Below are 24,827 nucleotides of genomic sequence, written 5' to 3'. Positions count from 1 at the left end.
ACGGCGGGGGTGTACGTGGTGGCGGTTCAGGTCGAGCGCGCTCGCAGGCGGCGCAGCATACGGGCGTCCTCGAAGCCCACCGCGCGTGCGGCGGCGTCGACGGTGACACCGTGGCTGATGAGGTGCTCGGCGCGCTCCAGCCGCAGGGCCTGTTGATAGCGCAGCGGTGTGAGGCCGTCGGTCGCGCGGGTGAAGAGACGGGTGAGGGTGCGTTCGCTCACGCCGACGGCCGCGGCCAGCTCCGGGAGGGGGACCGGCCGGTCGAAGCGGGCGTCGAGCAGGTCCTGTGCGCGGTGCACGGTGTCGTCCAGGTGGGACCGGTGCCGGAGCATCGCGCTGGCCTGGGGTTCGTGGCCGTTGCGTCGTGCGTAGACCACCATGTCCCGCGCGACCTGTGCGCCCACCGCCGGGCCGTGCCGGGTGGCGATGAGGTGCAGGGCGAGATCGATCCCGCTGGCGATGCCCGCCGAGGTGACCACCCGGTCGTCCTCGGTGTACAGGACGTCGCGGACCACGGCCGCCCGCGGGTAGCGGCGGGCGAGATCGTCCTGGACGTCGTGGTGCGTGGTGCAGCGACGGCCGTCGAGCAGCCCGGCCCGGCCGAGCGCGTCGGCGCCCGCGCAGACACTGGCGACGGTGCCGCCCCGCGCGTGATGGTCCCGGAGGACCCGCAGACCGGCCTCCCCGACGGGAGGCCCCTCGGCGAGGGTGAGGGCCCGCCAGCCGGGCACGACGATAAGGTCCTCGGGCCCGAGCTCGGGCCAGTCGAGCCGGGCCTCCAGCGGCAGCCCCTGAGCGGTGAGGATCCGCGGCTGCTCGGCGACGTAGTGGAGGGTGTACGGGTGCCCGAAGTCCGTTGCCGTGGAGAAGACCTGCGCGGGGCCGGCCAGGTCCAGCAGATGGACTCCGGGCACCAGGAAGAAGACGATGTGAGTCACGATCCGGTCATCATGCCCGAGACGCGGCCCAGGCCTCCAGTTCGTCGACCGTGGCGATGGTGGCGAAGCGCCCGGCCAGGGCGTACTCGGTGCGCCTGATGACGTCCTCGGCACTCAGGGTGCGGGGGTCCGCCAGCAGTTCCGCCACGCTCTGGTCGGCGGGGGCGTCCCGGTGCGGGATGGGGTTGGTGGCGGTGGCGTCGGAGACGAAGGTGACCTGGTAGCCGAGGTCGCTCGCGAGGCGGGCGGTGGTCTCCACGCACTGTTCGGTGCGGATTCCGCAGACGACGAGCTCGCGGACACCACGTTCGGTGAGGAGTTGCTGCAGGTTGGTGGTGGTGAAGGCGTTGTGCGAGGTCTTGTGGATCAGCGGTTCCCCGTCCTGGCGCCTGAGCTCGTCCATCAGCCGGACATGGCCGAGGGCGGGGTCGAACACGTCGCCGCTGCCGGGCTCCGCGTGCAGCACCCACACCACCGTGTCGCCGGCCCGGCGGGCGAGCCCGACCAGGCGGTCCACCCGGTCGGTGATCTTCGGGTTGGAGATCGTCTCCCACAGGGGGCGGGCGCGGAAGGATTCCTGGACATCGATGACGATCAGTGCTCGGCTCATGCCTCCACTCTGACCGGCGCGCACACCACGGGGACAGACCTCATCGAGTCCCTCTGCGGACCGATCCGGTCATGGCGCCGCCGGTCGCCCGCCACCGAGACTCCGGCCGCGCAGGCCAGGACATGGGCCGTGCGCCGTCCTGCCGACAGGACAGGTCCGGCCGTCACGGGCGACAACGCCCGAGCGCGGGAACGTATGCGGTCATGGGACACGAGACATGAACACAGGGCGCACATGAACAGGGACGCGTGGGGACATGGGACATGAGTGCTTGAGGACATGTGATCCACCGCGCCGCGACCTGGCATGGCATGGCATGGCCTAGGAGGCCAGCATCTTCTGAATGGCCTGTCGCGTGACGCCGAGTTCCCTCGCGATGTCCGCCTGCGACACCCCTTGGTCGATGAGTCCCTGCATCAGCTCACGCCTCTCGACAGCGAACTGCCGTGCCAGGCGGGCATGGTGGATGGCCTGCGCCCGTACTTCCTTGATGCGAGCGAGAGTTGGCTGATGCGCGGAGAGGTCCTTCGTGTTCGCCATGTCCCCAGAATGACAACCCCCCGTTGTCACGTCAACCCCCCGTTGTCGCCTGGCTCCGGGCGGCTCGAAGGGTGGCGCCCCCGGACCCCAAGGGAACACATCCAGCCATAGTCGGCCATGGTGGTCGCAGGAATGAAACGCCACCCCCAACTTCCCCGAGTTAATTGATTGTTGGGCTCCGAGCACTATGCAAGGGGGGGTCGCGATGCCGATCATTCTTGTCATGAACCTGCAGCCCGATGGGCGGGTCGCAGCCTCATGGAGGTGTGGGATGCACCGAAGACTCGCCACCGGCCTTGCCGCCTCGGCCATGGCATTGGCAACCATCACGGCGACCGCTACAGCCGCCAGCGCCGCCCCTGCCGACAAGCCCCAGGTCCTGTCCAGTTGGACCCAGACCAGCGCGTCGAGCTACAACACCTGGGTCGCCGCCCGCGCGAACCAGGCCGCCTGGTCAGCGTATGCCTTCGACTGGTCCACCGACTACTGTTCCGACTCGCCGGACAACCCGTTCGGCTTCCCCTTCGCGACCTCATGCGCCCGGCATGACTTCGGCTACCGCAACTACAAGGCCGCCGGCACCTTCGATGCCAACAAGTCGCGCCTCGACAGCGCCCTTTACGCGGACCTGGAGCGAGTCTGCGCCAATTACAGCGGCGCCACGAAGGTGTCCTGCGACAGCACCGCTTGGACCTACTACCAGGCGGTCAAGGCCTTCGGCTGACCCTTCGCCATACACAGGCAACACCGCGGAACGCGCGGGCGAATCATGAGATGTGTCCCGCTCGCGGCCTGGCGTCATTCGAGCCAACCGCGTTCCGCCTGAACATAGATGACAGGTTGTCAGTTCCCGATCCCCGTCATGACGGGCGATGCCTGCCCGGTCCACGGATCGACCCCTGCCACCCGCCCCGCGCCCACCAGCCGTGCCCTCGTCCACCCGCGTTCGCCGGACCGGGGGTAACACATCACGGCGGTGGCGGCGCCGGTCGGGTGGCGCGGGTCGTCGTACGGACACCGCGGTGCCGGACTCGACCGGACCGGACGACTCCGGCTCCTCTCCACGGGGCCTGGGTCCGGTCACCTCGTGTGCGAAGTCGGCCTCCGTCGGCGATCCGGTCTCCGTGAGCCGTCCGCTCTCCGCGAGCGAAGCGGCCTCGGCGAGGCTCCCGGTTGCGACGGCCGCCGCCCGCAGCGGCGCAGGCACCCGCGCGGGCGCACCGTCCGTCAGGCGGTTTCGACCGGGCGGACTCAGAATGAGTGGGACGGCCTCGTACCCGGCCGTCGAGCCGTCTCGGGGCGGTCGATCGGGACCGTTGACCCAACGGTCTCCGCCCCGTGAGGCTCGAGACTTGCGAGCGCGCGGGTGGTTGAGCGATGAAGACGGACGAGCCGGCATCCACGGCCGGCGAGAGCGGCGCACCGCAGGGAACGAGTCACGCCCCCGCTCCGCCCACAGGCACTCCCCCGACGGCGGATCCGGCGGCTCACCAGGCGGCCCGCCAGGACGAGGCGGTCGCCCTCCTTCACCTGGCCACGAGGCTGAAGGCCGCGTACCCCTCGGTCGCCCCGTCCGTCGTGGACGACGTGGTGGCGACGGCCCGCGGTTCGTTCCAGCAGGCGAAGGTCAGGACGTACGTCCCGATTCTGGTCGAACGCCGGGTCCGGGCGCTGCTCGGCACCCACCATGAAGAGGCCTCCCGCGCGCCGGCGACCACCGGCGACGCGACCGCGGAGCGGCCGGCACCGGCCGGAACGGCGGAGCGGCAGGACGAGGGCCCGGGACGCTCCTCCCTGCTCGGCCGGTGGATACCCGCCAGGCTCCGGCCCGCGTCCGATCTGGGCCGTGCCGGTGAGCCCTCATGACCGTGCGGCGCTCTGCGTGACAGGAAACGAGGCGGGTCGTCATGACGGATGCCAGGGCCGAGCGCGTCGCGGAGCTCATCGAGCCGCTGCGGGTCGAACCGGGATCGCGGGTGGATCTGGGCGAGGACTTCGACCCCCGGTACAAGGCCGGCCTGAAGAAGAAGCGAGGCGTGGAGCTGCTGCGCACGGGCGTGTCCCTGCTCGCCGAGTACCAGGAACGCCTGGCGGCCCAGGACACGTACGGCGTACTGCTCTGTCTTCAGGCGCTCGACGCCGGAGGCAAGGACGGCACGATCCGGCACGTCATGAGCGGGGTGAACCCGCAGGGCGTCAAGGTGAGCAGCTTCAAGCAGCCCTCCGCCGAGGAGCTCGACCACGACTACCTGTGGCGGTACGCCAACAAGCTGCCCGCCCGTGGCGACATCGCGATCTTCAACCGTTCGCACTACGAGGAGGTGCTGGTCGTCCGGGTGCACCCGGAGGTCCTCGAACGCCAGCGGCTGCCGGCGGACGCGCGCCGGGAGGACATCTGGGATCGCCGGTACCGGGCCATCAACGACTGGGAGCGCTACCTGACGGACAACGGGTTCAAGGTCGTGAAGATCTTCCTGAACCTGTCGAAGGAGGAGCAGCGCACCCGGTTCATGAAGCGGCTCGACCTGCCGGAGCGGAACTGGAAGTTCTCCGCCGCCGACGTGCGGGAGCGCAGGCGGTGGGACGAGTACCAGGACGCGTTCTCCGAGATGCTGTCGCGGACGAGTACGCCGTGGGCGCCCTGGTATGTCGTCCCGGCGGACCGGAAGTGGTTCGCGCGCATCTCCACCGCGGCGGTGCTGGCTCACACGCTCATGGACATCGACCCCAGTTACCCGGTGGTGGGCAAGGAGGCGCGCAAGGACCTCCGGGCCGCGAGGCGGGAACTGGAGGCCGACGCTCCTGAGGGTGCGCCGGCCGACCCGTACGCGGCCGTTCATCCGGTCCCCGAAGCGGGCGGCCGTGAGGCCAAGAGGCGGCAGGCGTCCGGCACGGCCTCGCGGACCGGGAAGGGCAAGCGGAAGTAGGTCCCTCGGGACACGGACGGCGGAGCGAATCCAGATCGGAGAGCTGAGATGGGGATGCAGTCGAGCGGCCCAAGGGCTCCGGAGCGCGCTGCTCCGGAGCTCTGGTACGCGCGTGCTCCGCAGGACGTCGCTTCGGCCTTCGGTGTCGATCCCGCGTCCGGACTCACCGCCGCCCGGGTCGCCGAACTGCTCGCCGAGAACGGGCCGAACGCGCTGCCGGAGGAGAAGCCGAAGCCTGCGTGGCGGCGGTTCGTCGAGCAGTACCGCAGCTATATGCAGATCGTCCTCCTGGTGGCCGCGGTCGTCTCGCTGGCGATCGCCGAGTGGAGCACCGCGATCCTGCTCGTCCTGCTGACCCTGCTGAACGCGGTCGTGGGTCTGCGGCAGGAGGGGAAGGCCGAGAGCGCGATGAACGCTCTCAAGTCCATGCTCACGGCGACGGCGCGGGTCAGACGTGACGGAACCGAGTCGGAGATCCCGGCGGAGCAGCTGGTCGTGGGCGATGTCGTGCACATCACCGCCGGCGACCAGGTTCCGGCGGACGGGCGGATCGTCGAAGCCCACGCGCTGCAGATCGACGAGTCGGCGCTCACCGGCGAGAGTGTTCCCGCCTCTAAGGACGCCACGACACTTCCGGCCGTCCTCATGGGCCCGGGGGATCAGTCGAACATGGCGTTCATGCACACCCCGGTCACCCACGGCAGCGGTGTCGTGGTGGTCACCGGGACGGGTGAGGGCACCGAGCTCGGAAAGATCTCGGAGATGCTGTCGGCGACCGAGCGGGAGGAGGCGCCGCTCACCAAGGAGCTCGACACGCTGACGCTGTGGATCACGGCCGCCGCGGGCCTGACCATGATCGTGATGTTCGCGCTCGGGTACCGCCGCGACCAGGCGTGGGACGCCCTGTTCGTCAGCGCGGTCTCGCTGGCCATCGCCGCCATTCCCGAGGCCCTGCCCACGGTGACCCAGGCGATCCTGTCCGTCGGCAGTCTCAATCTGGCGAAGCGCAACGCGATCGTGAAGGAGCTGCCGTCCGTCGAGACCCTGGCGTTCACGTCGGCGATCAACTCGGACAAGACCGGCACCCTGACCATGAACCAGATGACGGCCGTGGAGGTCGTGACGCCCACCGACCGGTACACCGTCTCCGGTACGGGCTACGGCCTCGAAGGGAGGATCCACCATGCCGCGGGCTCCTCCGCGGGCGTCGAGGACGCGATCCTTCCGTACCTCGTCGCGAACGACGCCAAGCTGGTGAACGGCGAGGTCGTGGGCGATCCCACGGAGGGCGCGTTCCTGGTGCTGGCGCACAAGGCGGGCCTCGACATCGACGGCACGCGCGAGCGGCTGCCCCGTGTCGCCACACTGCCCTTCGACCCGGACTACAAGCTGATGGCCACCTTCAACTCCGCGGTCGACGCCTTGGGCCGGCCGGTGGTGCGCTGTTTCGTCAAGGGCGCGGCTCCGGCGGTGACGGCCCGCGCGGCCACCGCGCTCTCGGGCGGCGCGACCGTCCCGTGGGACGAGGACCTCAGCCGGCGCGCCGACGGGCAGTCCGAGCGCATGGGCGGTGAGGGACGCCGGGTGATGGCGGCGGCCACCCGGGATCTGGACCCGGCCGACTTCGACCCCGGCGGCGACCTGCTCGCCTACGTCACGGACCTGCGGATGACCAGCCTGGTCGGGATGGTCGACCCGCCCCGCGAGGAGTCCCGGGCCGCCGTGGCCAGCGCCCAGGCCGCCCACATCCGGGTCCGCATGGTGACCGGGGACGACGTCACGACGGGTGCCGCCATCGCCCGGCAGCTCGGGATCCCCGGCGAGGCGGTCCTCGGCGCGGATTTCGCCGCGCTGCCGGAGCACGAGCAGCTGGCCCGCATCGACGACATCGGGGTGGTGGGTCGGGTCGCGCCGGAGCACAAGGTGCTGCTGGCGGCCACGCTCAAGAAGAAGGGCGATGTCGTCGCGATGACCGGCGACGGCGTCAACGACGCTCCCGCCATCAAGTCCGCCGACATCGGTATCGCCATGGGCAGCGGTACGGACGTGGCGAAGAACGCGGCGCGGATGATCCTGTCCGACGACAACTTCGCGACGATCGTCTACGCCGTGGAACAGGGCCGCAATCTCTACGACAACCTCACCAAGTACATCCGCTTCGTGCTCCTGTTGCTGGTCACCTTCGTCCTGACCTTCCTCGGGGCGACCATCTTCAACATCGCGGCCGGTGAGCCGTTCACCCCGCCGCAGGTGCTGTGGATCCACTTCGTGGTCAACGCCTCGTTCGGCTTCGCGCTCGGCTTCGACAAGGAGAGCGCGGGGCTCATGCGGCGCAGGCCGCGTCCTCGGGGCGAGTCGGTGCTGACCCGGCCCGTGATGGTGACGGTCGGCCTCGGCGGGCTGGCGATCACGCTCATCCTGCTGGGGTTGATCAAGCTGGGCGAATCCCGCTTCGACAGCGTCCACATCGGCAGTTCGATGGCGTTCACGGCGTTCGCGCTCTGCCTGATCGTGGCCGCGTTCGAGTGCCGCAGTGAGACGGATTCGGTGCTGACGACGAGCACGTTCGAAAGCAAGCAGATGAACTGGACGGCACTGGCCCAGTTCGTCCTCGCGGTCCTGGTGACCCAGATGGACGGGTTCCGTCGCATCCTCGGCACCACCCGGATCGATCTGCGGCAGTTCGGCTGGGCCCTGCTGTCCGCCGTCGCGCTCCTGGTCCTGTGGGAGGTGGGTAAGCTCCTGGCCCGCAGGGCGCAGCGCACCGAGTGAGTGCGCGGGCCCGTGTCCGTGCCCGTCCGGCGCGGACCTACCCCGAAGGACAGCCGTGTCGAAGCACCCCGGCACCCCAGGCGGAGGGTGGCGTCGTGCTGTGCCGGGGGTTCCCGGTCTCGCGGTGCTCAGGGGGTACCGGCGGAGCTGGCTGCGCGGGGACCTGCTGGCCGGGGTCACGGTCGCGGCCTATCTGGTGCCGCAGGTCATGGCGTACGCCAGTGTCGCGGGACTGCCGCCCGTCGTGGGTCTGTGGGCGATCCTGCCCGCCATCGTGCTGTACGCCCTCCTGGGATCGTCCCGGCTGCTGTCGGTGGGGCCGGAGTCGACGACGGCGCTGATGACCGCGACGGTGGTGGGGCCGCTGGCCGGCGGCGATCCCGCGCGGTACGCGGCCCTGGCCTCCGCGCTCGCCTTCGCGGTGGGTCTGATGTGTCTCGTGGCGTGGGCGGCACGGCTGGGATTCGTCGCGGATCTGCTCTCTCGGCCCGTGCTGATCGGGTATCTCGCGGGCGTGGCGCTGATCATGATGGTGGATCAGCTCACCAAGCTCACCGGTGTCCCGACGGACGGTTCGGGGTTCTTCCCCAAGCTGGCCTCGTTCTTCGGGAACCTGGACGAGATCGATCCCACGACGGTGATCTTCAGTGCCGTGACGCTGGTCTTCCTGTACCTGGCCACGCGCTTCCGCTGGAGGATCCCGGGGCCGCTGCTGGCCCTCGTCCTCGGCACGGCCGTGGTCGCGGTGTTCGACCTCCAGGACCACGGCCTCGCGGTGATCGGGGAGATTCCGTCCGGACTGCCCCGCCCTGAACTGCCCGATCTCGGCAACCTGCACCAACTGCTGCTGCCCGCCGTCGGGGTCCTGCTCGTGGGCTACACCGACTTCATCCTGACCGCGCGGGCGTTCACGACCGACGACGGCGGTACGGCGCTGGACGCCAACCAGGAGTTGCTGGCCCTGGGTGCCGTGAACCTCGGCGCCGGCACCCTTCAGGGCTTCCCGGTGAGCAGCAGCGCCAGCCGTACGGCGCTCGCCCAGTCCACGGGCGCGCACAGCCAGGCGTACGGGCTCACCGCGGGGGTCTCCGTCCTGGCCGTACTCCTTTTCCTGAGCCCCCTGCTCACCAACACCCCTAAGGCGGTCCTCGGTGCGCTGGTCGTCTACGCCGCGATCCGGATGATCGACCTGGCCGGCTTCCGGCGGCTGGCGTCCTTCCGTGCCCGGGAACTCCTGCTGGCCCTCGGCTGTCTCGTCGGCGTCCTCGCCCTCGACATTCTGTACGGGGTGCTGGTGGCCGTGGGTCTGTCGGTCGCCGAGCTGCTGAGCAGGGTGGCGCGCCCGCACGACGCGGTCCAGGGACTGGTGCCGGGCATGGCCGGGATGCACGACATCGACGACTTTCCCGAGGCCCGGGTGATTCCCGGGCTGCTGGTCTACCGCTACGATTCCCCGCTGTTCTTCGCCAACGCGGAGGACTTCCGGCGCAGTGCCCTGGGCGCGGTGGCCGAACAGGACGTCCCGGTCCGCTGGTTCGTCCTCAACGCGGAGGCCAACGTGGAGGTGGACATCACCGCGCTGGACTCGCTCGACGAACTGCGCCAGGAACTCGGCCGGCGCGGGATCGAGTTCGCGATGGCCCGGGTCAAGCAGGATCTGCGGGACGACCTGGACGCCTACGGGCTGAGCGCGTCCGTCGGCGAGGACCGGATCTTCCCCACGCTGCCCACGGCGGTCGCCGCGTACCGGTCCTGGTGCGACAGCCACGGCGTCGATCTCGGGGACCAGGACGGCGGTCCCGGCCGGACGGACCGGCCGGAGGCCGGCCTCGGCTGAGGAAGACGGCCCGCGCGGAGCGGGCCGCGGAGGTCCGACGTCCTCAGGGGATCTCCTGTTCGGCCCAGATGACCTTTCCCGCCGCCGTGTGGCGAGCGCCCCAGCGGTGGGCGAGCTGGGCCACCAGAAAGAGGCCGCGACCGCCTTCGTCCGTGCTGCGGGCGTGTCTGAGCCGTGGGGCGGTGCTACTGGCGTCGGAGACCTCGCAGGTCAGTCGGGTGTCGCGGAGCAACCGCAGCCGAAGGGGCGGTTCGGCGTAGCGGATCGCGTTGGTGACCAGTTCGCTCACGATGAGTTGCGTCGTCATGGTCAGTTCCCCGAGTCCCCAGGATTCGACGACTTGTGTGGCACGGGCCCGCGTGGCGGAGACGGCGGCCGGGTCCACCGGCACCTCCCACGAGACGACATGGTCGTCTCCCAGGGCGTGGGTGCGCGCCAGCAGCAGGGCGATGTCATCGGGCTGGGGCACGGGCACGAGTTGGCGTACCGCGTCCGAGCACAGCGCTTCGAGGTCGGGGTCCGGCCGTGCGAGGAGTTCCCCGAGCCGGGTCATGCCGAGCTCCATGTCGTAGTGCCCGCCCTCGACGAGGCCGTCGGTGTAGAGACCGATCAGGCTGTTCTCGGCGAGTTCGATCTCATGGCTCTCGAACGCCATCCCGCCGAGCCCGAGCGGAGGGCCCGCGGGCAGCTCCGGAAAGGAGAACTGCCCGTCGGGGGCGACGACGACGGGGGGCGGATGTCCGGCCCGGGCCATCGTGCAGTGCCGGGTGACGGGATCGTAGACGGCGTACAGGCAGGTCGCTCCGAGGAAGGACGCGGTCGTGCTCCGGTCGGACTCCTGCTCCTGGGTGCGTTCCTCGCTCAGCCGGAGCACGAGGTCGTCGAGGTGCGCCAGCAGTTCGTCGGGGGGCATCTCCATGTCGGCCAGGGTCTGCACCGCGGTGCGCAGCCGGCCCATGGTGGCCGCCGCGGTGATGCCGTGGCCGACCACATCGCCGACGACCAGGCCGACGCGGGCGCCCGACAGCGGGATGACGTCGAACCAGTCTCCGCCGACCCCGCCGCTCGGGTCCGCCGGCAGGTAGGAGGAGGCGATCTCCAGCGCTGTCCCACCCGTCAGGGCGTGCGGCAGCAGACTGCGCTGGAGGGTGACCGCCGCCGTGTGTTCGCGGGTGTAGCGGCGGGCGTTGTCGACGCACAGCGCCGCGCGTGCCACCACCTCGCGGGCCAGCAGGACGTCGTCGGCCTGGAACGAGACCGGATTGAGGGACCGTACGAACGTGGTGAGGCCCAGGGCGGTGTTGCGTGCCCGCATCGGCACGGAGATCAGGGAGTGCAGCCCGTAGCGGCGGATGCTTTCCGCTCGTGCGGGCTCCTCGGCGATCCACAGGTCGTCGTTCGGGTCGAGGACCTGGATGAGGACCGGCTCGCCGTTGGTGAGCAGGTGCACGTCGTGGGGCGGCGGGAGGAAGTCCGCCCGGTCCCCGACCCGGGCCACGGCCTCCGGGCAGCCCTCCCGCACCGAGCTCATTCCGGCGCGCCGCATCATCGGCTTGGCGGGTGCCGGTCCCGCGTCCGACAGCCAGGCTCCGTGTCCCTCGGTGCTGAGGACGGATTCCAGGACGTCGACGATGACGAAGTCCGCGAAGCGCGGAACGGCGAAGTCCGCGAGCTCCTGTGCCGTGCGCATGACGTCGAGGGTCCTGCCGATCGTGGTCCCGGCTTCGTTGACCAGCGACAGGAGCTTCCGGGCGTTCCATCGCTCGGTGACGTCCAGGACCATGTAACACACGCCGGTGTAGGAGTTGTCGACTCCCGTCAGGGGAAAGAACGAGGTGGAATAGGCGTGCCGGCGATGCGGGTCGGCCCAGCTCCATCCCAGGTACTCGTAGTCGATCACGGGCTCGCCGGTCGCCAGGACCTTGTGCATCAGTCCCTCGATGGTCTCCGCCTGGAGCCCCGGCAGCAGTTCGGTGAGCCGGCGGCCGAGCCGCTGCTCACGGGGCACTCCGCCCAGGTGTTCCAAGGTGTCGTTCATCCAGACGTAGCGCAGTTGCAGGTCCAGCACCGCCATGCCGACCGGCGAGCGGGTCAGGAATCCGTCGATGAAGGCCGGTCCCACCGTCCACTGCCGTCTCCGGTCCCGGGCCGAGATCAGGAAGCACTCGCTCTCGTCCATGCGGAAGGACGCGGAGACGCGAAGGTCCACGTCGATGCGCCGACCGTCGCGGTGGCGCAGCGGGATGAGGCCGCTCCATCCCATGCCGGCGCGGCACCGCTCCGCGACACCGGTCACCCGCAGCGGGTCCCTGGGCAGCGCGAGCAGATGCGCGGCCGTGGTGCCGACCATCTCGGCCGCCGGGTAGCCGAGGAGTGATTCGGCGCCGCGGGTCCAGCCCATCACCACCCCGCCGCCGGACACGACCGCCGCCGCGTCGGTGGACGCGTCGAAGGGGTCGCCCGGTCCTTCGGACGCGGGCGCGTCGGAACCTTCCTGCGCAGAAACCATGCAGCTCTCATCCTTTACACACGACCATGTTCCTGCTTGTCCGCCCGATGTGCACGGTCCGGCGGATGATCACCGGACCCGGGCAGCGCCGCGCGGCACCCGCTCCCTGGCCCTGAACATGCCAATGCGCCGCTCTGGAGTGGGCAAGGCCGGGGGCAGGGCGCAGCATGGAAGGGCCGGGGTCGGCACACGGGTGCGCGGCGACGGCGACGGAGCCCGGCACACCGCGCCGCGGCCGGTGGAGGAGGGCCAGGGATGACAGCCGATTCCTCGCAGTCCGACATTGGAGGCTACGAGCCCGGCCCTTCCCGGCCGAACGGCCTGCTGGATGTGCTCAGTGTGGCCGCCATGGTTCTCGACGCCGAGGGGCGCATCGTCTTCTGGACCCCTCAGGCCGAGGAACTCATCGGCTATTCGGCGGAAGAGGCCCTCGGCAAGTACGCGGCGCGCCTGATCATCCATCCCGAGCACATGCAGTCCGTCACCGAGCTGTTCGCCGATGTGCTGGAGACGGGGCGCAGTTGGGCCGGTGCCTTCCCCATCCGGCACAAGGACGGCAGCACCCGTCTGATGGAGTTCCGCAACATGCGGCTCCTGGACGATCACGGGGACGTCTACGCCCTCGGTATCGCGGCCGACCACACTCTGCTCCAGCGGGTGGAGACCGATCTCGCGCTGTGCGAGCAGCTCATCAACCAGTCACCGATCGGTCTGGCCCTGATGGACCCCGACCTGCGCTATCTCATGGTCAATCCGGCGCTGGAACGGATCGACGGCATCCCCGCCGAGGACCACATCGGCCGTGACCTGCGGGAGACGCTGCCCTTTCCCGACGTGGACACCGTCGAGTCCGCACTGCGTCAGGTGCTCACCACGGGCACACCGCTGCTCGACCAGTACCACGTGGGCCGCCCGCCGGCCGATCCCGACCACGAGCACGCCTGGTCCCTGTCCTTCTACCGACTGGAGGACGCCGGCGGGCGGGTGCTGGGCGCGGCCGCCTCGGTCGTCGACGTCACCGAACGCCATCGCGCGGCCGCCGAGGCCGACCGGGCGCGGCGCCGCCTCGCGCTCATCGCCAGCGCCTCCACCCGGGTCGGCACCACCCTTGAGGTGGAGCAGACCGCTCGCGAGCTGGCCGAGATCGCGGCCCCCGAGCTGGCCGACGTGGTCGCCGTGGACGTTCTCGACTCGGTCCTGGCCTGCCGCCGCAAGCGCAGGCCGGACAACGGCCCGGAGTTCTTCCGGGCTCTCGCGCTCAAGGCGTCCTACCCCACCGTGGCGCTGCGCGCCGCCGACCCTCCCGGTGACCTGGCCGCGTACGACGGCGACCGGCTGGTGACCCTGTGTGTCCACACCGGCAGGCCGGTCCTGGTGCGCCACGTCGGCGAGCGCGATCTGCCGCGCATCGCCCGCGACGCCGAGGGAACGGCCCTCCTGGCACAGGCCGGCGTCCATTCGTATCTCGCCGTTCCGCTGATCGCGCACGGCGAGGTGCTCGGGGCCCTGGACCTCAAGCGCACCCGCAACCCGCTCCCCTTCGACGACGACGACGTGGTCCTCGCGAGCGAGCTGGCCGCCCGCGCCGCCGTGGCCATCGACAACGCCCGGTGGTTCCAGAGCGTGCGCAACACGGCCGTCACCCTGCAGCGCAGCCTGCTGCCCGAGCATCCGCCCCACCTCACGGGTCTGGAGGTCGCGTCCCGCTATCAGCCGGCCCAGGCCACCAGCGAGGTCGGCGGCGACTGGTACGACGTGATCCCGCTGGCCGACGACCGGACCGCCCTGGTCGTCGGCGACGTCATGGGCAACGGCATCGACGCCGCCGCCACCATGGGCCGGCTGCGCACCGCCACCTGTGCCTACGCCGACCTCGACCTCGACCCCGGCGCTGTGCTCCACCACCTCGACAAGATCACGTGCGACCTGGAGCACTACATCGTCACCTGCATCTATGCCGTGTACGACCCGCACAGCAGGCAGTGCCGGATCGCCAACGCCGGACACATGCCGCCCGCGCTGGCCCGTCCCGGTGCCGCCGCCACACTGCTGGACCTGCCGTCGGGCGCTCCGCTCGGCGTCGGAGGCGTCCCCTTCGAGACCACCACAGTGGAACTCAACCCCGACGATCTGCTCGTCCTCTACACGGACGGGCTGGTCGAGACGCGGCTGCATGCCATCGACGACCGTCTGAACGTCCTCCTCGGCTTCCTCGACGAACCGGGCCGGCCGCTCGAGGAGATCTGCGACCTTCTCCTGCACGGCCTGCGCAACTCCGACGACCATGACGACGTCGCCCTTCTCATCGCCCGCGCGAAGTAGCCCCCTACGGCTTCTTCGGGTCCTTGGTGCGGCGGCGGGCGGAGACCTGTTCGCGTGTGCTGTGCCAGCGCGACCGGGTCTGTTCGACCACGCTGTCCCACTGGCGGCGGACCTCGTCGTCGGAGGGGCGGTCGCCCGCGCGGATCCGGGTCAGTTCGTCGCGCATCTCGCGTCCGAGAGCCGCCGAGGCGACGATGACGAACATCGCGGCGAAGAGCGCCGAGATCATCGCGAAGACGGCACCGACCGCCCCGTAGCGAGCGGCGTAGGAGTTGAACAGCCGCGGGAGGTAGACGGTCGCGCCCACCGAGTACAGCGCGGTCATGACGCCCGCCGTGATCCCGAAAGGCAGCAGATCGCGCCAGGGGATCCGCTTCGCCGACAGGTCCCAGCCGCTCCACACGAGGAAGGCGACGCTCACGGGAATCTCGCACACCGAAGCCACCAGGCCCAGTTTGCTCCCCCCGAGGACGGCGTGGAGCCACCCGGTGACCGCCGCGTAGCCGCCCAGCCCGAGGATCCACCACAGGCCGTTCCTCGTGTTGCGGACGCTGAGCGGGGTCAGTTGCCAGGTCTGTTCGAACAGTCGCTGCGAGGCGCGTGCGAAGCTCAGCACGGAGATGATCAGGAACACGCTCCCGAAGACACCCACACTCGCGCTGGTGCCCTCGGCGGGGGCGAGGAGCGACCTGACCGCCTGGGCGCCCTGTCCGGTGAGGCTGTACCGCTGGATGATCCGCTCGGCGGCGTCGTAGTCCGAGAAACTGCTCAGCACCGCGCCGCAGAGGATCGTGAGCGGGATCAACGCGGTGAGCGCGCTCGATGCCAGGGCCATCGAGCGGTCGAAGCCCACGATCTTCTGGAACCGGTTGATGACCCGCAACGCGAAGGCGGGACGCAGCCAGAAGGTCAGCGTCCTGACGAGGCGCTCGCGATTGATCCCCGCCGTCCTGTCCTCCGTGTATTAAGGGCCCGGTATGGCGCTGCGAGCGTAACGGACGGCCGTCCGGGCGGGGATCGACGACACGGCCGGCCGTCGACGTGCGGGCGGACCAGGCGCGTCAGGTCACTCGTTCGGCGGTCGCAGCCGGTCCCGGCCGGCTGCCTCCCCCATCAGGACACCCTGCTCCCTGTACCGAGGCACTCGCCGGTCACATGGTGTCGCGGTCCCGTCCGTCCTCGGACAGGGCGACCTCCGCCCAGATCGTCTTTCCGCGGGCCTCCGGGCGGGTTCCCCAGCGGCGGCTGACCTGCCAGGTGAGGTAGAGGCCCCGGCCGCCCTCGTCGACTTCTTCCGCGTGCCTCAGGTGCGGCGCGGTACTGCTCTCGTCGGTCACCTCGCAGACGATGGCGGAGCCGTCGAGGATGAGGCGAACTCCGATGGGACCGTCCGAGTAACGGACCGCGTTGGTGACGAGTTCGCTGATCACCAGAGTGGCGGTGAAGGCGTGCTGTTCCAGGCCCCAGGCCGCCAGCGCGCGCTCTGTGCGGGCACGCGCGTCGGCAACGGAGGCGGGGTGGTTGGGCAGCGTCCACGACTCGACCTGGTCCGGTCCCAGGGCGCGGGTACGGGCCAGCAGCAGCACGGCGTCGTTCTCCGCGTACTCCGGCGTCAGCCGGTAGAGCACCTCGTCACAGATCTTCTGCAGGGGCCGGTCGACCGGCAGGAGCGCACCGCCGATCCGGAGCAGTTGTTCGTGCGGGTCGTCCGAGACAGCACGCAGCATGGCGGTGTTGGACATCAGAAGGATGCTGCCCTCGGCGACCTCGAACTCGGCCGTGCCGTACTTCGCCAGACCACGGCCCAGCGACGGGCCGGCCGGCACCACGGCGTACTCGACGGTCCCGTCGGGCAGGGCCAGCACCGGAGGCGGATGCCCGGCACTCGCGACCTCGCAACGGCGGGTGATGGGGCTGTAGACGAGGTAGACACAGGTCGTGTTCTCGATCTCGTCGTCAGCCGGGGCGTCGGGATCACGCGGCCGTTCTCCGCGGAGACGGGTCACCAGGGCGTGCAGCCGCTCCAGGACCTCGTCGGGTGCCAGGTCGAGGACGGCCAGCGCGCTGATCGCGGCCCTCACCTCGCCCATGGTGGCGGCGGCCCTCAGACCCCTGCCCGCCGTGTCGCCCGTCACCAGGGCCACCCGCGCACCGGAGAGGGGGATGACGTCGAACCAGTCCCCGCCCGCGCCGAGCGGACAGTAGCTGTAGGCCGTCTCCGCCGCGGCGTGTCCGAGGATCCGGGCCGGTCGCAGACTGAGCTGGAGGACGCGGGCGGCCGATCGCTCCCTCGTGTACAGCCGGGCGTTGTCCAGGCACAGAGCCACGCGATCGGCGAGTTCGGCGGCGAGGGCGAGCTCGCCGTCGTCGAAGGCGTGCGCGGTGCCTGCCCGGTAGCAGTGCGCCACCCCGATCACGGAGCCGCGGGCGGACAGCGGCAGCACGAGCACCGAGTGCGCCCCCGCCTCGATCATGCGGCGCCCCCGTACCGGCTCCCGGCGCAGCCAGTCCGCGTCCGGGCTCAAGTGATCGATCATGCGTGGCCGGAGGTCGGACAGGGACTGCGCGAAGGGAGTCGCCGAGGACAGGGTGATCGCCTCGCCGATGGAGGGAAGGCAGCGCTCGGCCTCCGGTGCGACGGAGCGACGGCCCGTGCACCGCAGGGCCCCGTACTCCATCACGGTGCCCGGCGCCGAGACCTCGCCGCGCAGGACGGAGTCCAGCACCTCGACCACCACCGTGTCGGCCAGCGCGGGCACCATCTCGTCGGCGAACTCCTGCGCCGTACGGAAGATGTCCAGCGTCGTACCGATGCGCCCGCTCGCCCGCTCCAGCAGGGCCAGCCGCGCCGCCGCCCGTTTGCGCTCGGTGATGTCCACGACCGCCGTGGCCAGGCCCATGACACCGCCGGCCGCGTCCTCCAGCCGGAAGCAGGAGACCGACAGGACGATCTCGGGCTGATCGGGACTCAGATGGCCGCGCACCTCCACATCCAGGGCCGGCACCCCTGTGTCCAGCACCTCCAGCACGGTCGCCTCATAGTTTCCCGTGTAGAACTCACCGGCCCACTCCCTCGGGTGGCGGCCAAGGGCCTGATCCAGCGCGAACGCCCGGACGTATCGGGCTGCGGTGTTGAATCGCACCAGGTGAAGCTGCGTGTCGAGGACATGCAGGCCTACGGTCGACTCGGAGAAGAGCGCCGCGAGAACGGCCTCGTCCAGCTCCGACCCCGGTCGACCACGCCCTCCATGCGATGCATCCATGTCAACTTCCGTAGACCGTTGACCACCCATACATTCCGGTTTGCCAGAGTTCCACCATATTCGCTCACGAGTGGCGCGCGACCGGAGCACCGGTGCGCGCGGGCGGCCCCTGCCGGAACGAACAGACGCGCCCCGCTCCGAGGAGCCGCCCCGCGCCCGCCGGACGGGCGGCGCCCTGCCCGCGACGGACAGGGCGCCTGCGGGACCTAGAACGGTGTCAGGGTCAAGCGGATCGCCTTGGGGGCGGTGTCCTGGATGAAGGAGGCGAAGTCGGCGACGTCGTCGAAGGCGAAGCCGTACGCCTTGCCGTCCTGGGTGGCCGCGTGAACGGCCTTGGAGTAGTGGTTTGTGAGCTTGGTCCGGTAGAAGTCCGCCGCCTTGGTCGTCGGTTGTGCCGGGTTGCTGAGCAGTGTGGAGCGGTTGAAGCCGGCGCCGAGGACCGCTGCCACCGGGCCGGTCGTGCCGTCGTTGGGCGCGGCGAGGGTGCCGTCGCAGAAGAGGACGTCACGGGTGGAGGGCTTGGCGAACGAGACGGAGGCGGGCCCCGCGAAGGTGAACCTGCCTCCGCGCACCCGGCCGGTGAACGTGCCCGCGTTGGTTTTGACGGTCAGGTTCTTGCCGGTGTACGTGCTCCACACCTGGTCGATGTACGGGGCGAGGTAGTCCTTGGCGAACAGGCCCGCGTCCAGGCCGTGACCCGGGGCGATGATGCGGAGGTCGCCGACCACGAGGGGCGCGAAGTCCGCGTTCCGCTTGATCGCGGCGAACGCGGCGGCCCGTCCGCCGGCCCGGATGGTGCCGGTGGTCTGCTGCTTGGCCCCGGTCAGCCGGATGTTCATGGGCACGCTGAACATGTCGACCATGGTGGTGTTGCAGAACATGCCGGCCGCGTTGAAGGTGAACTCGGCACAGTCGTGCACCACCCCGAAACTGGGGTCGGACTTGACCCAGCCGGCCGGGAACTGGAGGGCAGCGTTGCCGTTGCCGTCCTTGACCACCTTGAGCTTCAGTTTCGCGCCCAGCGACACATAGATGCGGCCCGACATGAACGGGAGGCTGAACTTCGTCTCCCCGCTCTTGGCCAGCGTGAGCGCGTAGTCGGTGAATCCGTTCGCACCGTTGTCCGAGAGGGAGATCGGCGCGAGCCTTCCGTCCTGCGTGACGCGGACCTGCTTTCCGTCCTGGTTGCCGACGATGTACACGTGCACCGACGCGTTGCCGAACGAACCGCTGTTGTTGACGATCGTCAGCGGGAGCGAACCCGCGGCGGCCTTGGTGGTGGCGTTCGTCTGGCCGGCCATGGCGTACGGGGCGATCGCCGCGATGGCGGGTGCCGCGACGGCAGCGCCGCCGAGGGCGAACAGCGTCTTGCGACGGGTCAGGTTCCGCTGGTGACGAGGCGTCATGTGACGTGTACTCCTTGGTGCTTGCGCCTTGGGGAGGCGGTGGGGGGAGGAAGGGCGAAGGGAGCCGTGAAGGTCGGCTCGTCAGCCGAGCGTCCACTTCTGGTTGGCCGTTCCGCCGCAGGTCCAGATCTGCAGGTGGGTGCCGTCGGCCGAGGAACCGTCCTTGGCGTCGAGGCACTTGTCCGCGCCGGTGTTCGTCAGATCACCGGCGGAGGTGAGGGTCCATTGCTGGGCTTTCGTGCCGTTGCAGGTGTAGAGCTGAACGGCGGCTCCGTTCTCGGTGGATGCGGCGCGTACGTCGAGGCACTTGCCCAGAGCCCGTACGGTGCCGTCGCTGCCCAGGGTCCACTTCTGGGCGTCGGCCCCGTTGCAGCCGTGGAGCTGGATCGGCGTCTCGTCGGCACTGGAGGCGCCCGCCACGTCGAGGCACATGCCGCCGATGCCCTTGATGGCACCGGTGGTTCCGGTCCCGGCGGTGGGCTGGGCGGAGACCCGTACGTAGTCGACGGTCATGGTCTGCGGGAAGGAGGTGCCGGAATCCGGGCTGCCGGGCCAGTCACCGCCGACCGCGAGGTTCAGGATGACGAAGAACGGGTGGTCGTAGACCCACTTGTTGCCGTTCACGTCGGCGGGCGTGCGGGTCTCGTACGTCTGCCCGTCCACGGACCAGGTGATGGCGGTGGGGCTCCAGTCGACGGCGAAGACGTGGAAGTCGTCCGCGAACGCCTTGCCGTTGGGCAGGGTGTACGCGGCGCCGATGCCGCCGGAACCCGAGTACCCCGGGCCATGGATGGTCCCGTGCACCGTGCCGGGTTCCTTGCCGACGTTCTCCATGACGTCGATCTCACCGCTGTTCGGCCAGCCCACGCTGCCCAGGTTGTCGCCCAGCATCCAGAAGGCGGGCCAGACACCCTGCCCGCGCGGCACCTTGATGCGGGCCTCGAACCGGCCGTACGCCTGAGTGAAGGCCTGTGCGGTGTTGAGCCGGGCCGACGTGTACTGGCAGGTTCCGTTCCAGCACTGGAGTCCGCCGTCGCTGTTCTTGCGCGCGGTGATGACCAGGTGGCCGTTCCCGTCGAGGGAGGCGTTGTCGGAGCTCTTCGTGTAGTACTGCAGCTCGTGGTTGCCATTGCCCGAACCGCCGGTCTCCAAGGTCCACTTGGCGGAGTTCGGCGCGCTTCCGGCGGCCCCGTCGAATTCGTCGGACCAGGTCTGCGCGACCGAGGCGGCGTGGGCCCGGTTCGCGGCGGGACCCGTGGCGGTGAAGAGGACACCGCCGGCGACGCCTGTGGCGAGCAGCAACGCCAGTCCTCCGAGGGACCATCGCCGTGCGCGATGAGCAGCCATGGCTGAACACACCTTGTCTGTGGGGGAGTTGAACCCTGTGCCGACCCGCGCCCGCTGTGCGGGCGACGAGAACACATCGATGAGAGCGCTCTCGTGCCAGTGGTGGACAGCACCGGTGGGCCCCGATGCTACTCACGAGTTGTTGAGACACCAACTGACGGTCGGCCAAGCCAAACCGCCCTGAGCTGCGGCTACTTGTGGAAGCCCCTGACGCCCAGGGTTGCTTAAGACGCGTTTAACCCGCACTTAAGAAGGAGCGTTCCGCTTCAGGAGTGCCATCCGCCCGGTCTGTCGTGGATCCGCCCCGATCGGCCACCGGAGTTCAGTACGAGCGGAGGTCCGGGAACACGAACGGAGGCTGTCGCCCCGTCGGTCGCCGCTGAGTGGGCGACACGACGATTCGGGGCGACAGCCTCCGTAGGCGCACTACTTCAGACCGTAGGCGCGGATCACCTCCTGGGTGATCCGGTTGCCCGCGTCGTCCCAGCCCTCGGCCTTGAGCGACACGTAGCCGTGGTGCGGGGCGTCGTAACAAGCCGTCCAGGTGCCGGACTTGCCGTCCGTCCTGACCGGCGTCCAGGTCGCGCCGTCGTCATAGGACACCGACAGTGTGGCGCCCTGGATCTTCCCGGCGCCTGCCGCGCCCTCAAGGTGGCGCGGGGTGAGGCGGAGCGTCTGGCGGCCGCCACGAGCGTCACCCGCCAGATCGGTGTCGACCCCGTAGTCCATCTGAAGAACCGCCATCCGGTCGATCTTCGTCGGATCGGTCACCGGATCGGACTTCACCTGCCACACCGTATGGGTGCGGGGCGACAACCGGTAGGTGTCGGCGTCGCGTTCGGCAGTGAGGTCGAGGGTGAAGACCGACGGGGTCGTCGGCACGGGGTAGATCGTGGCCGCCTGCGAGGTGCTCGTCTTGATCAGGGTGCCGTCCCGATAGACCTTCAGGCTCTTCGTGTCACCGCTCTGCATGACGCCGGCGTGCTGTCCCGCGCTGCTGTCGGCCCAAGGCTGGACGTTGAACGCGATCTGGGCCTTCTGCCGCTGCGACCACCAGTAGGTGCCGCCGTTGGCGGGCCGCGTCACCGCTCCGAAGAAGTCACGGACCTGCCGCGATCCCGGCTTGTACGCGTTCCGCACGCTCTGCGAGGAGAGCACCATTCCCGGCCCGGTGGCCACGGTCTCCACCCACTGGGTGCCCGGCTGCGTCGAGACGTAGTCGGTGCGCGTGCCGGGGATGTCCAAGCGCTGCAGGACCCCGGAGCCGTACTTGCGGTACGGACGGAAGCCCGACCGGTACTCGCCGCTGGGCGTGGTGGTCGTGCCGTGGAAGCGCATGTCCACGGTGGCCAGATCGGACGAACGGGGGCGGTAGGTCAGCCCGGTGGACGGGATCTGTCCCGGGTGGGCGTCGGAGAGGTCGTACACGTACGGGGAGTTGGGCACACCCTCGACGTCCAGTCGTCCCCGGCCGCGCTTGGCGTCGGCGATCAGGGCCGCGCCGTCGCGCGCGGTGAGGGAGAACACCGGCACGGCGCTGTAGCCGCTGCTCGCGGTGCCCACGTATTCCAGCAGCTTGCCCGGCTGGTCGTTGACGACGATCAGCAGCCCGGCCCCGGCGTCGGCCGCGGCCTGTGCCCGGTCGGCGGCGGAGATGACGTCCGAACGGGTCACCAGCGCCACCTTGCCCTTGACGCTCAGCTTCGCGTACTCGGCGGCGGTGCCGGTGCCGGCGTACACCATGTCCAGGCGCCGGTGACCGTCGTACAGCGCGGAGCCGCCCTGGCCCATCGGCCGGAGCTCACGGCCGTCGTCGGTGAGGGTGAGGAACGGGACCGCCTTGCGCCAGCGGGTCTCGTACTCGAAGCTGCCGGTGGTCACCTTGCGGGTGGGCAGCACGAACATGCTGTCGTACTTGGCGGCCAGCAGGTACTGCACCTCCAGGATGCCCAGCCCGTACTGGTTGATGTCCGAGCCGTCGGCGCGGTACCAGTTCATGGACAGCACCCGGTCCTCGGTCCTGCGCGGGACCTCCGCGGTGACCTCGCGGGTACGGCTCGCGTCGAGGACCACGTCACGGTCCTGGTCGAGGACGACCTCGGGGTCGCCCATCAGCGCCATGCCGACCGAGTCCGGGCCGTGGCTGCCGGGCACGTCCAGGTAGGTCACCAGGCTGTAGGTGCCCTCGCGCAGCCGCAAGTCGAGCGTGCCGCTGTCGTCGATGGTCTGGGAGTACGGGTCCTCGTTGGCCCCGAAGCGCTGGATCTCGACCCAGCCCGCCGTCGGCTTGCCGGAACGGTCCTTCAGGGTGACGTGCAGGGTGTGGCGAGCGTCCTCCCGGTACAGGCCCACCTGGGTACGGGCGAGCGTCGCGCCGGAGGAGGCGTCCGCGGCGGTGATCTGGCCGAGGTAGCGGCGGCCGTCGGCGCCCAGGCCCGGCTTGGCGGTGGCGGTGACCGTCGCGGTGCCGTGGGCGGGCACGGTCACGGTGTCGGCGGAGAGGGTGAAAATCCCGTCGGGGGCGGGCTTGCCCTTGTCGGCGGTCGGGTCGGTGTCGTACGGGCCGCCGGCGACGGAGGCGTTCAGCGCGAGCTTCAGCTCCGCGGGCGAGTCGCCGGTGTTGGTGTAGGTGACGCTGCGGTCGACCGAGCTCGCGCCGTCGTGCGGCCAGGCGTCGATGCCGAAGTAGGCCGAGCCGGTCGCGGTGACGGTGGCGGTGGTCGCGGCGGCGAGGTCGACGCGGCCGCTGCCCACCTGGTAGGTCGTGTACGCCGACAGCTCCTTGGAGGTGCTCATCAGCGCGTCCTTGAGCTGCTGCGCCTTCCAGTCCGGGTGCTCCTGGGCGAGGATCGCGGCGGCGCCCGCGACGTGCGGCGTCGCCATCGAGGTACCGCTCATGGACTGGTACCAGCCGGTCGCGGCGCTGCCGCCCGCCTTGGCGGCCAGGACGGCGACGCCGGGCGCGGAGACGTCGGGCTTGAGGGCGTAGTCGTTCAGGCGCGGGCCCTGGGAGGAGAAGTACGCCCGCTTGTCGGCGGAGTCCACCGCGGCCACGGTCAGCGCCTCGTCGGCGGCGCCGGGGCTGCCGATGGTCGTCTCGTCGCCCGAGTTGCCGGCCGCGATCACGAACAGGGCGCCGCTCTCGTCGGTGAGCCGGTTCACCGCCTGGCTCATCGGGTCGGTGCCGTCGGACGGCGTCGAGGAGCCCAGGCTCATGCTGATGACCTTGGCGCCCTGGCCGACGGCCCACTCCATGCCGGCGATGATCCAGGAGTCCTGGCCGTAGCCGTCGTTGGAGAGCACCTTGCCGATCAGCAGGTCGGCGCCGGGCGCCACACCCTTCTCCGCGCCGTCCGAGGCAGCCCCGCTGCCGCCGACGGTCGAGGAGGTGTGGGTTCCGTGGCCGTGGCCGTCCTCGGTGGTCTCGTCGGGGACGAAACTCTGCGACGCGCCGATCCGTCCGGCCAGGTCGGGGTGGTGGGAGTCGGCACCGGTGTCCAGGACGGCGACCTTGACGCCCTTGCCGTCCAGGCCCTTGTCCCAGGCTGCGGGTGCGCCGATCTGGGCGGTGCTGTCCTTCAGGGTGGCCTTGACGCGGCCGTCCAGCCAGATCTTGGACAGCCCGTCGCCGAGCCGGGAAGAGGTGGAGGCCGCTCCGGTGAGGGAATTCGCGCCGGCCGAGGTGCCGGTGGCGGACGTCGCGGGCGCGACGGACTTCCACAGCTTGCGGGCCTGCCTCTTGGCCGCCCGGACGGATGTCGCGTGGATGGCGGGCAGGGAACGCACCCGGGTGGCGCCGCTGGGCGTGGTCGTGGCGGAGGACGCCGTCTTGGAGCCGTAGCCCAGGATCAGCGGGATGCCGTCGCTGTGGGCATCGTCGTAGCCCTGCTCGATCAGGGAGGTGACGTCGAACAGCCGCCGGTCCAGCCGGTTCGCGGCCAGGTAGGGCAGCGCCTCGTCCGGATAGACGTACAGGTCGCCGCCGACGGTCTCGGTGCGCACGCCTCCGAGGGCGCCGGGCGGGCGGGTCACGTCGGCGGTCTGCTTGCCGCCGAGGTCGCTGACGCGTACGACGTCACCGGTGAGGAGAGTTACGGTGTGTGGCCCGGTGCCGGGGGCCGCAACGGGCTGCGCCGCGCCGGCCTCTGAGGGCGCGTCAGCCACCGCGACGCCAGGTGGCCAGGCCAGGGATGTCAGAACTGCGAGGGAACCGACCGCTGCCGCGAGCGCCCTGCGGCTGCTCCGGCGGGGGGGTATGCGGGAGATCATGGAGCGCTTTCTATCGGCCCCGGACCTGCGGTGGGAACAGTGGGCGGTGGCACGAAAGCGCCACGTCTCACATGTGCCAGATTGACG

The 24,827-nt window shown here is 70.3% G+C and carries 15 protein-coding genes; 6 read left to right on the top strand and 9 right to left on the bottom strand.

What is annotated here, in order from left to right; genetic code table 11:
- Positions 1 to 26: 26 nt before the first annotated feature.
- The 3 genes from ACIQRL_RS27040 to ACIQRL_RS27030 all read right to left on the bottom strand — a co-directional run bounded on the left by ACIQRL_RS27040 (position 27) and on the right by ACIQRL_RS27030 (position 2,088).
- A complete protein-coding gene (locus ACIQRL_RS27040) occupies positions 27 to 938 on the bottom strand; it encodes a GlxA family transcriptional regulator (RefSeq protein ID WP_401336236.1) in 912 nt (303 codons plus the stop codon).
- A 10-nt stretch (positions 939 to 948) separates the two neighbouring features.
- Positions 949 to 1,548, bottom strand: a complete 600-nt coding sequence (locus tag ACIQRL_RS27035; protein WP_401336233.1) for a cysteine hydrolase family protein — start codon at positions 1,546 to 1,548, stop codon at positions 949 to 951.
- A 321-nt stretch (positions 1,549 to 1,869) separates the two neighbouring features.
- Positions 1,870 to 2,088 (bottom strand): hypothetical protein, encoded by a 219-nt coding sequence (locus tag ACIQRL_RS27030; protein WP_401336230.1) that lies wholly within the window; start codon positions 2,086 to 2,088, stop codon positions 1,870 to 1,872.
- Between the two features lie 271 nt (positions 2,089 to 2,359).
- Here ACIQRL_RS27030 and ACIQRL_RS27025 point away from each other — a divergent pair, with 271 nt between their 5' ends.
- The 5 genes from ACIQRL_RS27025 to ACIQRL_RS27005 all read left to right on the top strand — a co-directional run bounded on the left by ACIQRL_RS27025 (position 2,360) and on the right by ACIQRL_RS27005 (position 9,624).
- A complete protein-coding gene (locus ACIQRL_RS27025) occupies positions 2,360 to 2,812 on the top strand; it encodes a phospholipase (protein WP_401336476.1) in 453 nt (150 codons plus the stop codon).
- A gap of 653 nt (positions 2,813 to 3,465) precedes the next feature.
- Complete coding sequence (locus ACIQRL_RS27020; RefSeq protein WP_401336227.1) at positions 3,466 to 3,954, top strand: three-helix bundle dimerization domain-containing protein; 489 nt, start codon at positions 3,466 to 3,468, stop codon at positions 3,952 to 3,954.
- A 41-nt stretch (positions 3,955 to 3,995) separates the two neighbouring features.
- A complete protein-coding gene (locus ACIQRL_RS27015) occupies positions 3,996 to 5,015 on the top strand; it encodes a polyphosphate kinase 2 family protein (RefSeq protein ID WP_401336225.1) in 1,020 nt (339 codons plus the stop codon).
- 48 nt (positions 5,016 to 5,063) lie between these two features.
- Positions 5,064 to 7,787 (top strand): cation-translocating P-type ATPase, encoded by a 2,724-nt coding sequence (locus tag ACIQRL_RS27010; protein WP_401336222.1) that lies wholly within the window; start codon positions 5,064 to 5,066, stop codon positions 7,785 to 7,787.
- A gap of 55 nt (positions 7,788 to 7,842) precedes the next feature.
- Positions 7,843 to 9,624: a SulP family inorganic anion transporter gene (locus ACIQRL_RS27005; protein WP_401336219.1), complete on the top strand. Its 1,782-nt coding sequence runs from the start codon at positions 7,843 to 7,845 to the stop codon at positions 9,622 to 9,624.
- Positions 9,625 to 9,667: 43 nt separating this feature from the next.
- Here ACIQRL_RS27005 and ACIQRL_RS27000 read toward each other — a convergent pair whose 3' ends face one another.
- Positions 9,668 to 12,133: a SpoIIE family protein phosphatase gene (locus ACIQRL_RS27000; RefSeq protein ID WP_401336217.1), complete on the bottom strand. Its 2,466-nt coding sequence runs from the start codon at positions 12,131 to 12,133 to the stop codon at positions 9,668 to 9,670.
- A 255-nt stretch (positions 12,134 to 12,388) separates the two neighbouring features.
- On the opposite strand from ACIQRL_RS27000, the gene ACIQRL_RS26995 reads away from it, so the two are divergent.
- Entirely contained in the window at positions 12,389 to 14,455 is a 2,067-nt protein-coding gene (locus ACIQRL_RS26995; protein WP_401336214.1) for a SpoIIE family protein phosphatase, read from the top strand.
- 4 nt (positions 14,456 to 14,459) lie between these two features.
- Here ACIQRL_RS26995 and ACIQRL_RS26990 read toward each other — a convergent pair whose 3' ends face one another.
- The 5 genes from ACIQRL_RS26990 to ACIQRL_RS26970 all read right to left on the bottom strand — a co-directional run bounded on the left by ACIQRL_RS26990 (position 14,460) and on the right by ACIQRL_RS26970 (position 24,635).
- Entirely contained in the window at positions 14,460 to 15,338 is an 879-nt protein-coding gene (locus ACIQRL_RS26990; RefSeq protein WP_401336212.1) for a YhjD/YihY/BrkB family envelope integrity protein, read from the bottom strand.
- Positions 15,339 to 15,606: 268 nt separating this feature from the next.
- The gene (locus ACIQRL_RS26985; RefSeq protein WP_401336209.1) at positions 15,607 to 17,718 is read right to left on the bottom strand and encodes a SpoIIE family protein phosphatase; all 2,112 of its coding nucleotides are present in this window, start codon (positions 17,716 to 17,718) and stop codon (positions 15,607 to 15,609) included.
- A 206-nt stretch (positions 17,719 to 17,924) separates the two neighbouring features.
- A complete protein-coding gene (locus ACIQRL_RS26980) occupies positions 17,925 to 19,124 on the bottom strand; it encodes a beta-1,3-glucanase family protein (RefSeq protein WP_401336207.1) in 1,200 nt (399 codons plus the stop codon).
- Between the two features lie 81 nt (positions 19,125 to 19,205).
- Positions 19,206 to 20,471, bottom strand: a complete 1,266-nt coding sequence (locus ACIQRL_RS26975) for a family 16 glycosylhydrolase (RefSeq protein WP_401336204.1) — start codon at positions 20,469 to 20,471, stop codon at positions 19,206 to 19,208.
- Positions 20,472 to 20,897: 426 nt separating this feature from the next.
- The gene (locus ACIQRL_RS26970) at positions 20,898 to 24,635 is read right to left on the bottom strand and encodes a S8 family serine peptidase (protein WP_401336202.1); all 3,738 of its coding nucleotides are present in this window, start codon (positions 24,633 to 24,635) and stop codon (positions 20,898 to 20,900) included.
- Between the last annotated feature and the right edge of the window lie 192 nt (positions 24,636 to 24,827).

The sequence above is a fragment of the Streptomyces sp. NPDC091209 genome (assembly GCF_044757755.1).
GTDB lineage: Bacteria > Actinomycetota > Actinomycetes > Streptomycetales > Streptomycetaceae > Streptomyces.
This window is presented reverse-complemented; position numbering and strand designations above follow the sequence as displayed.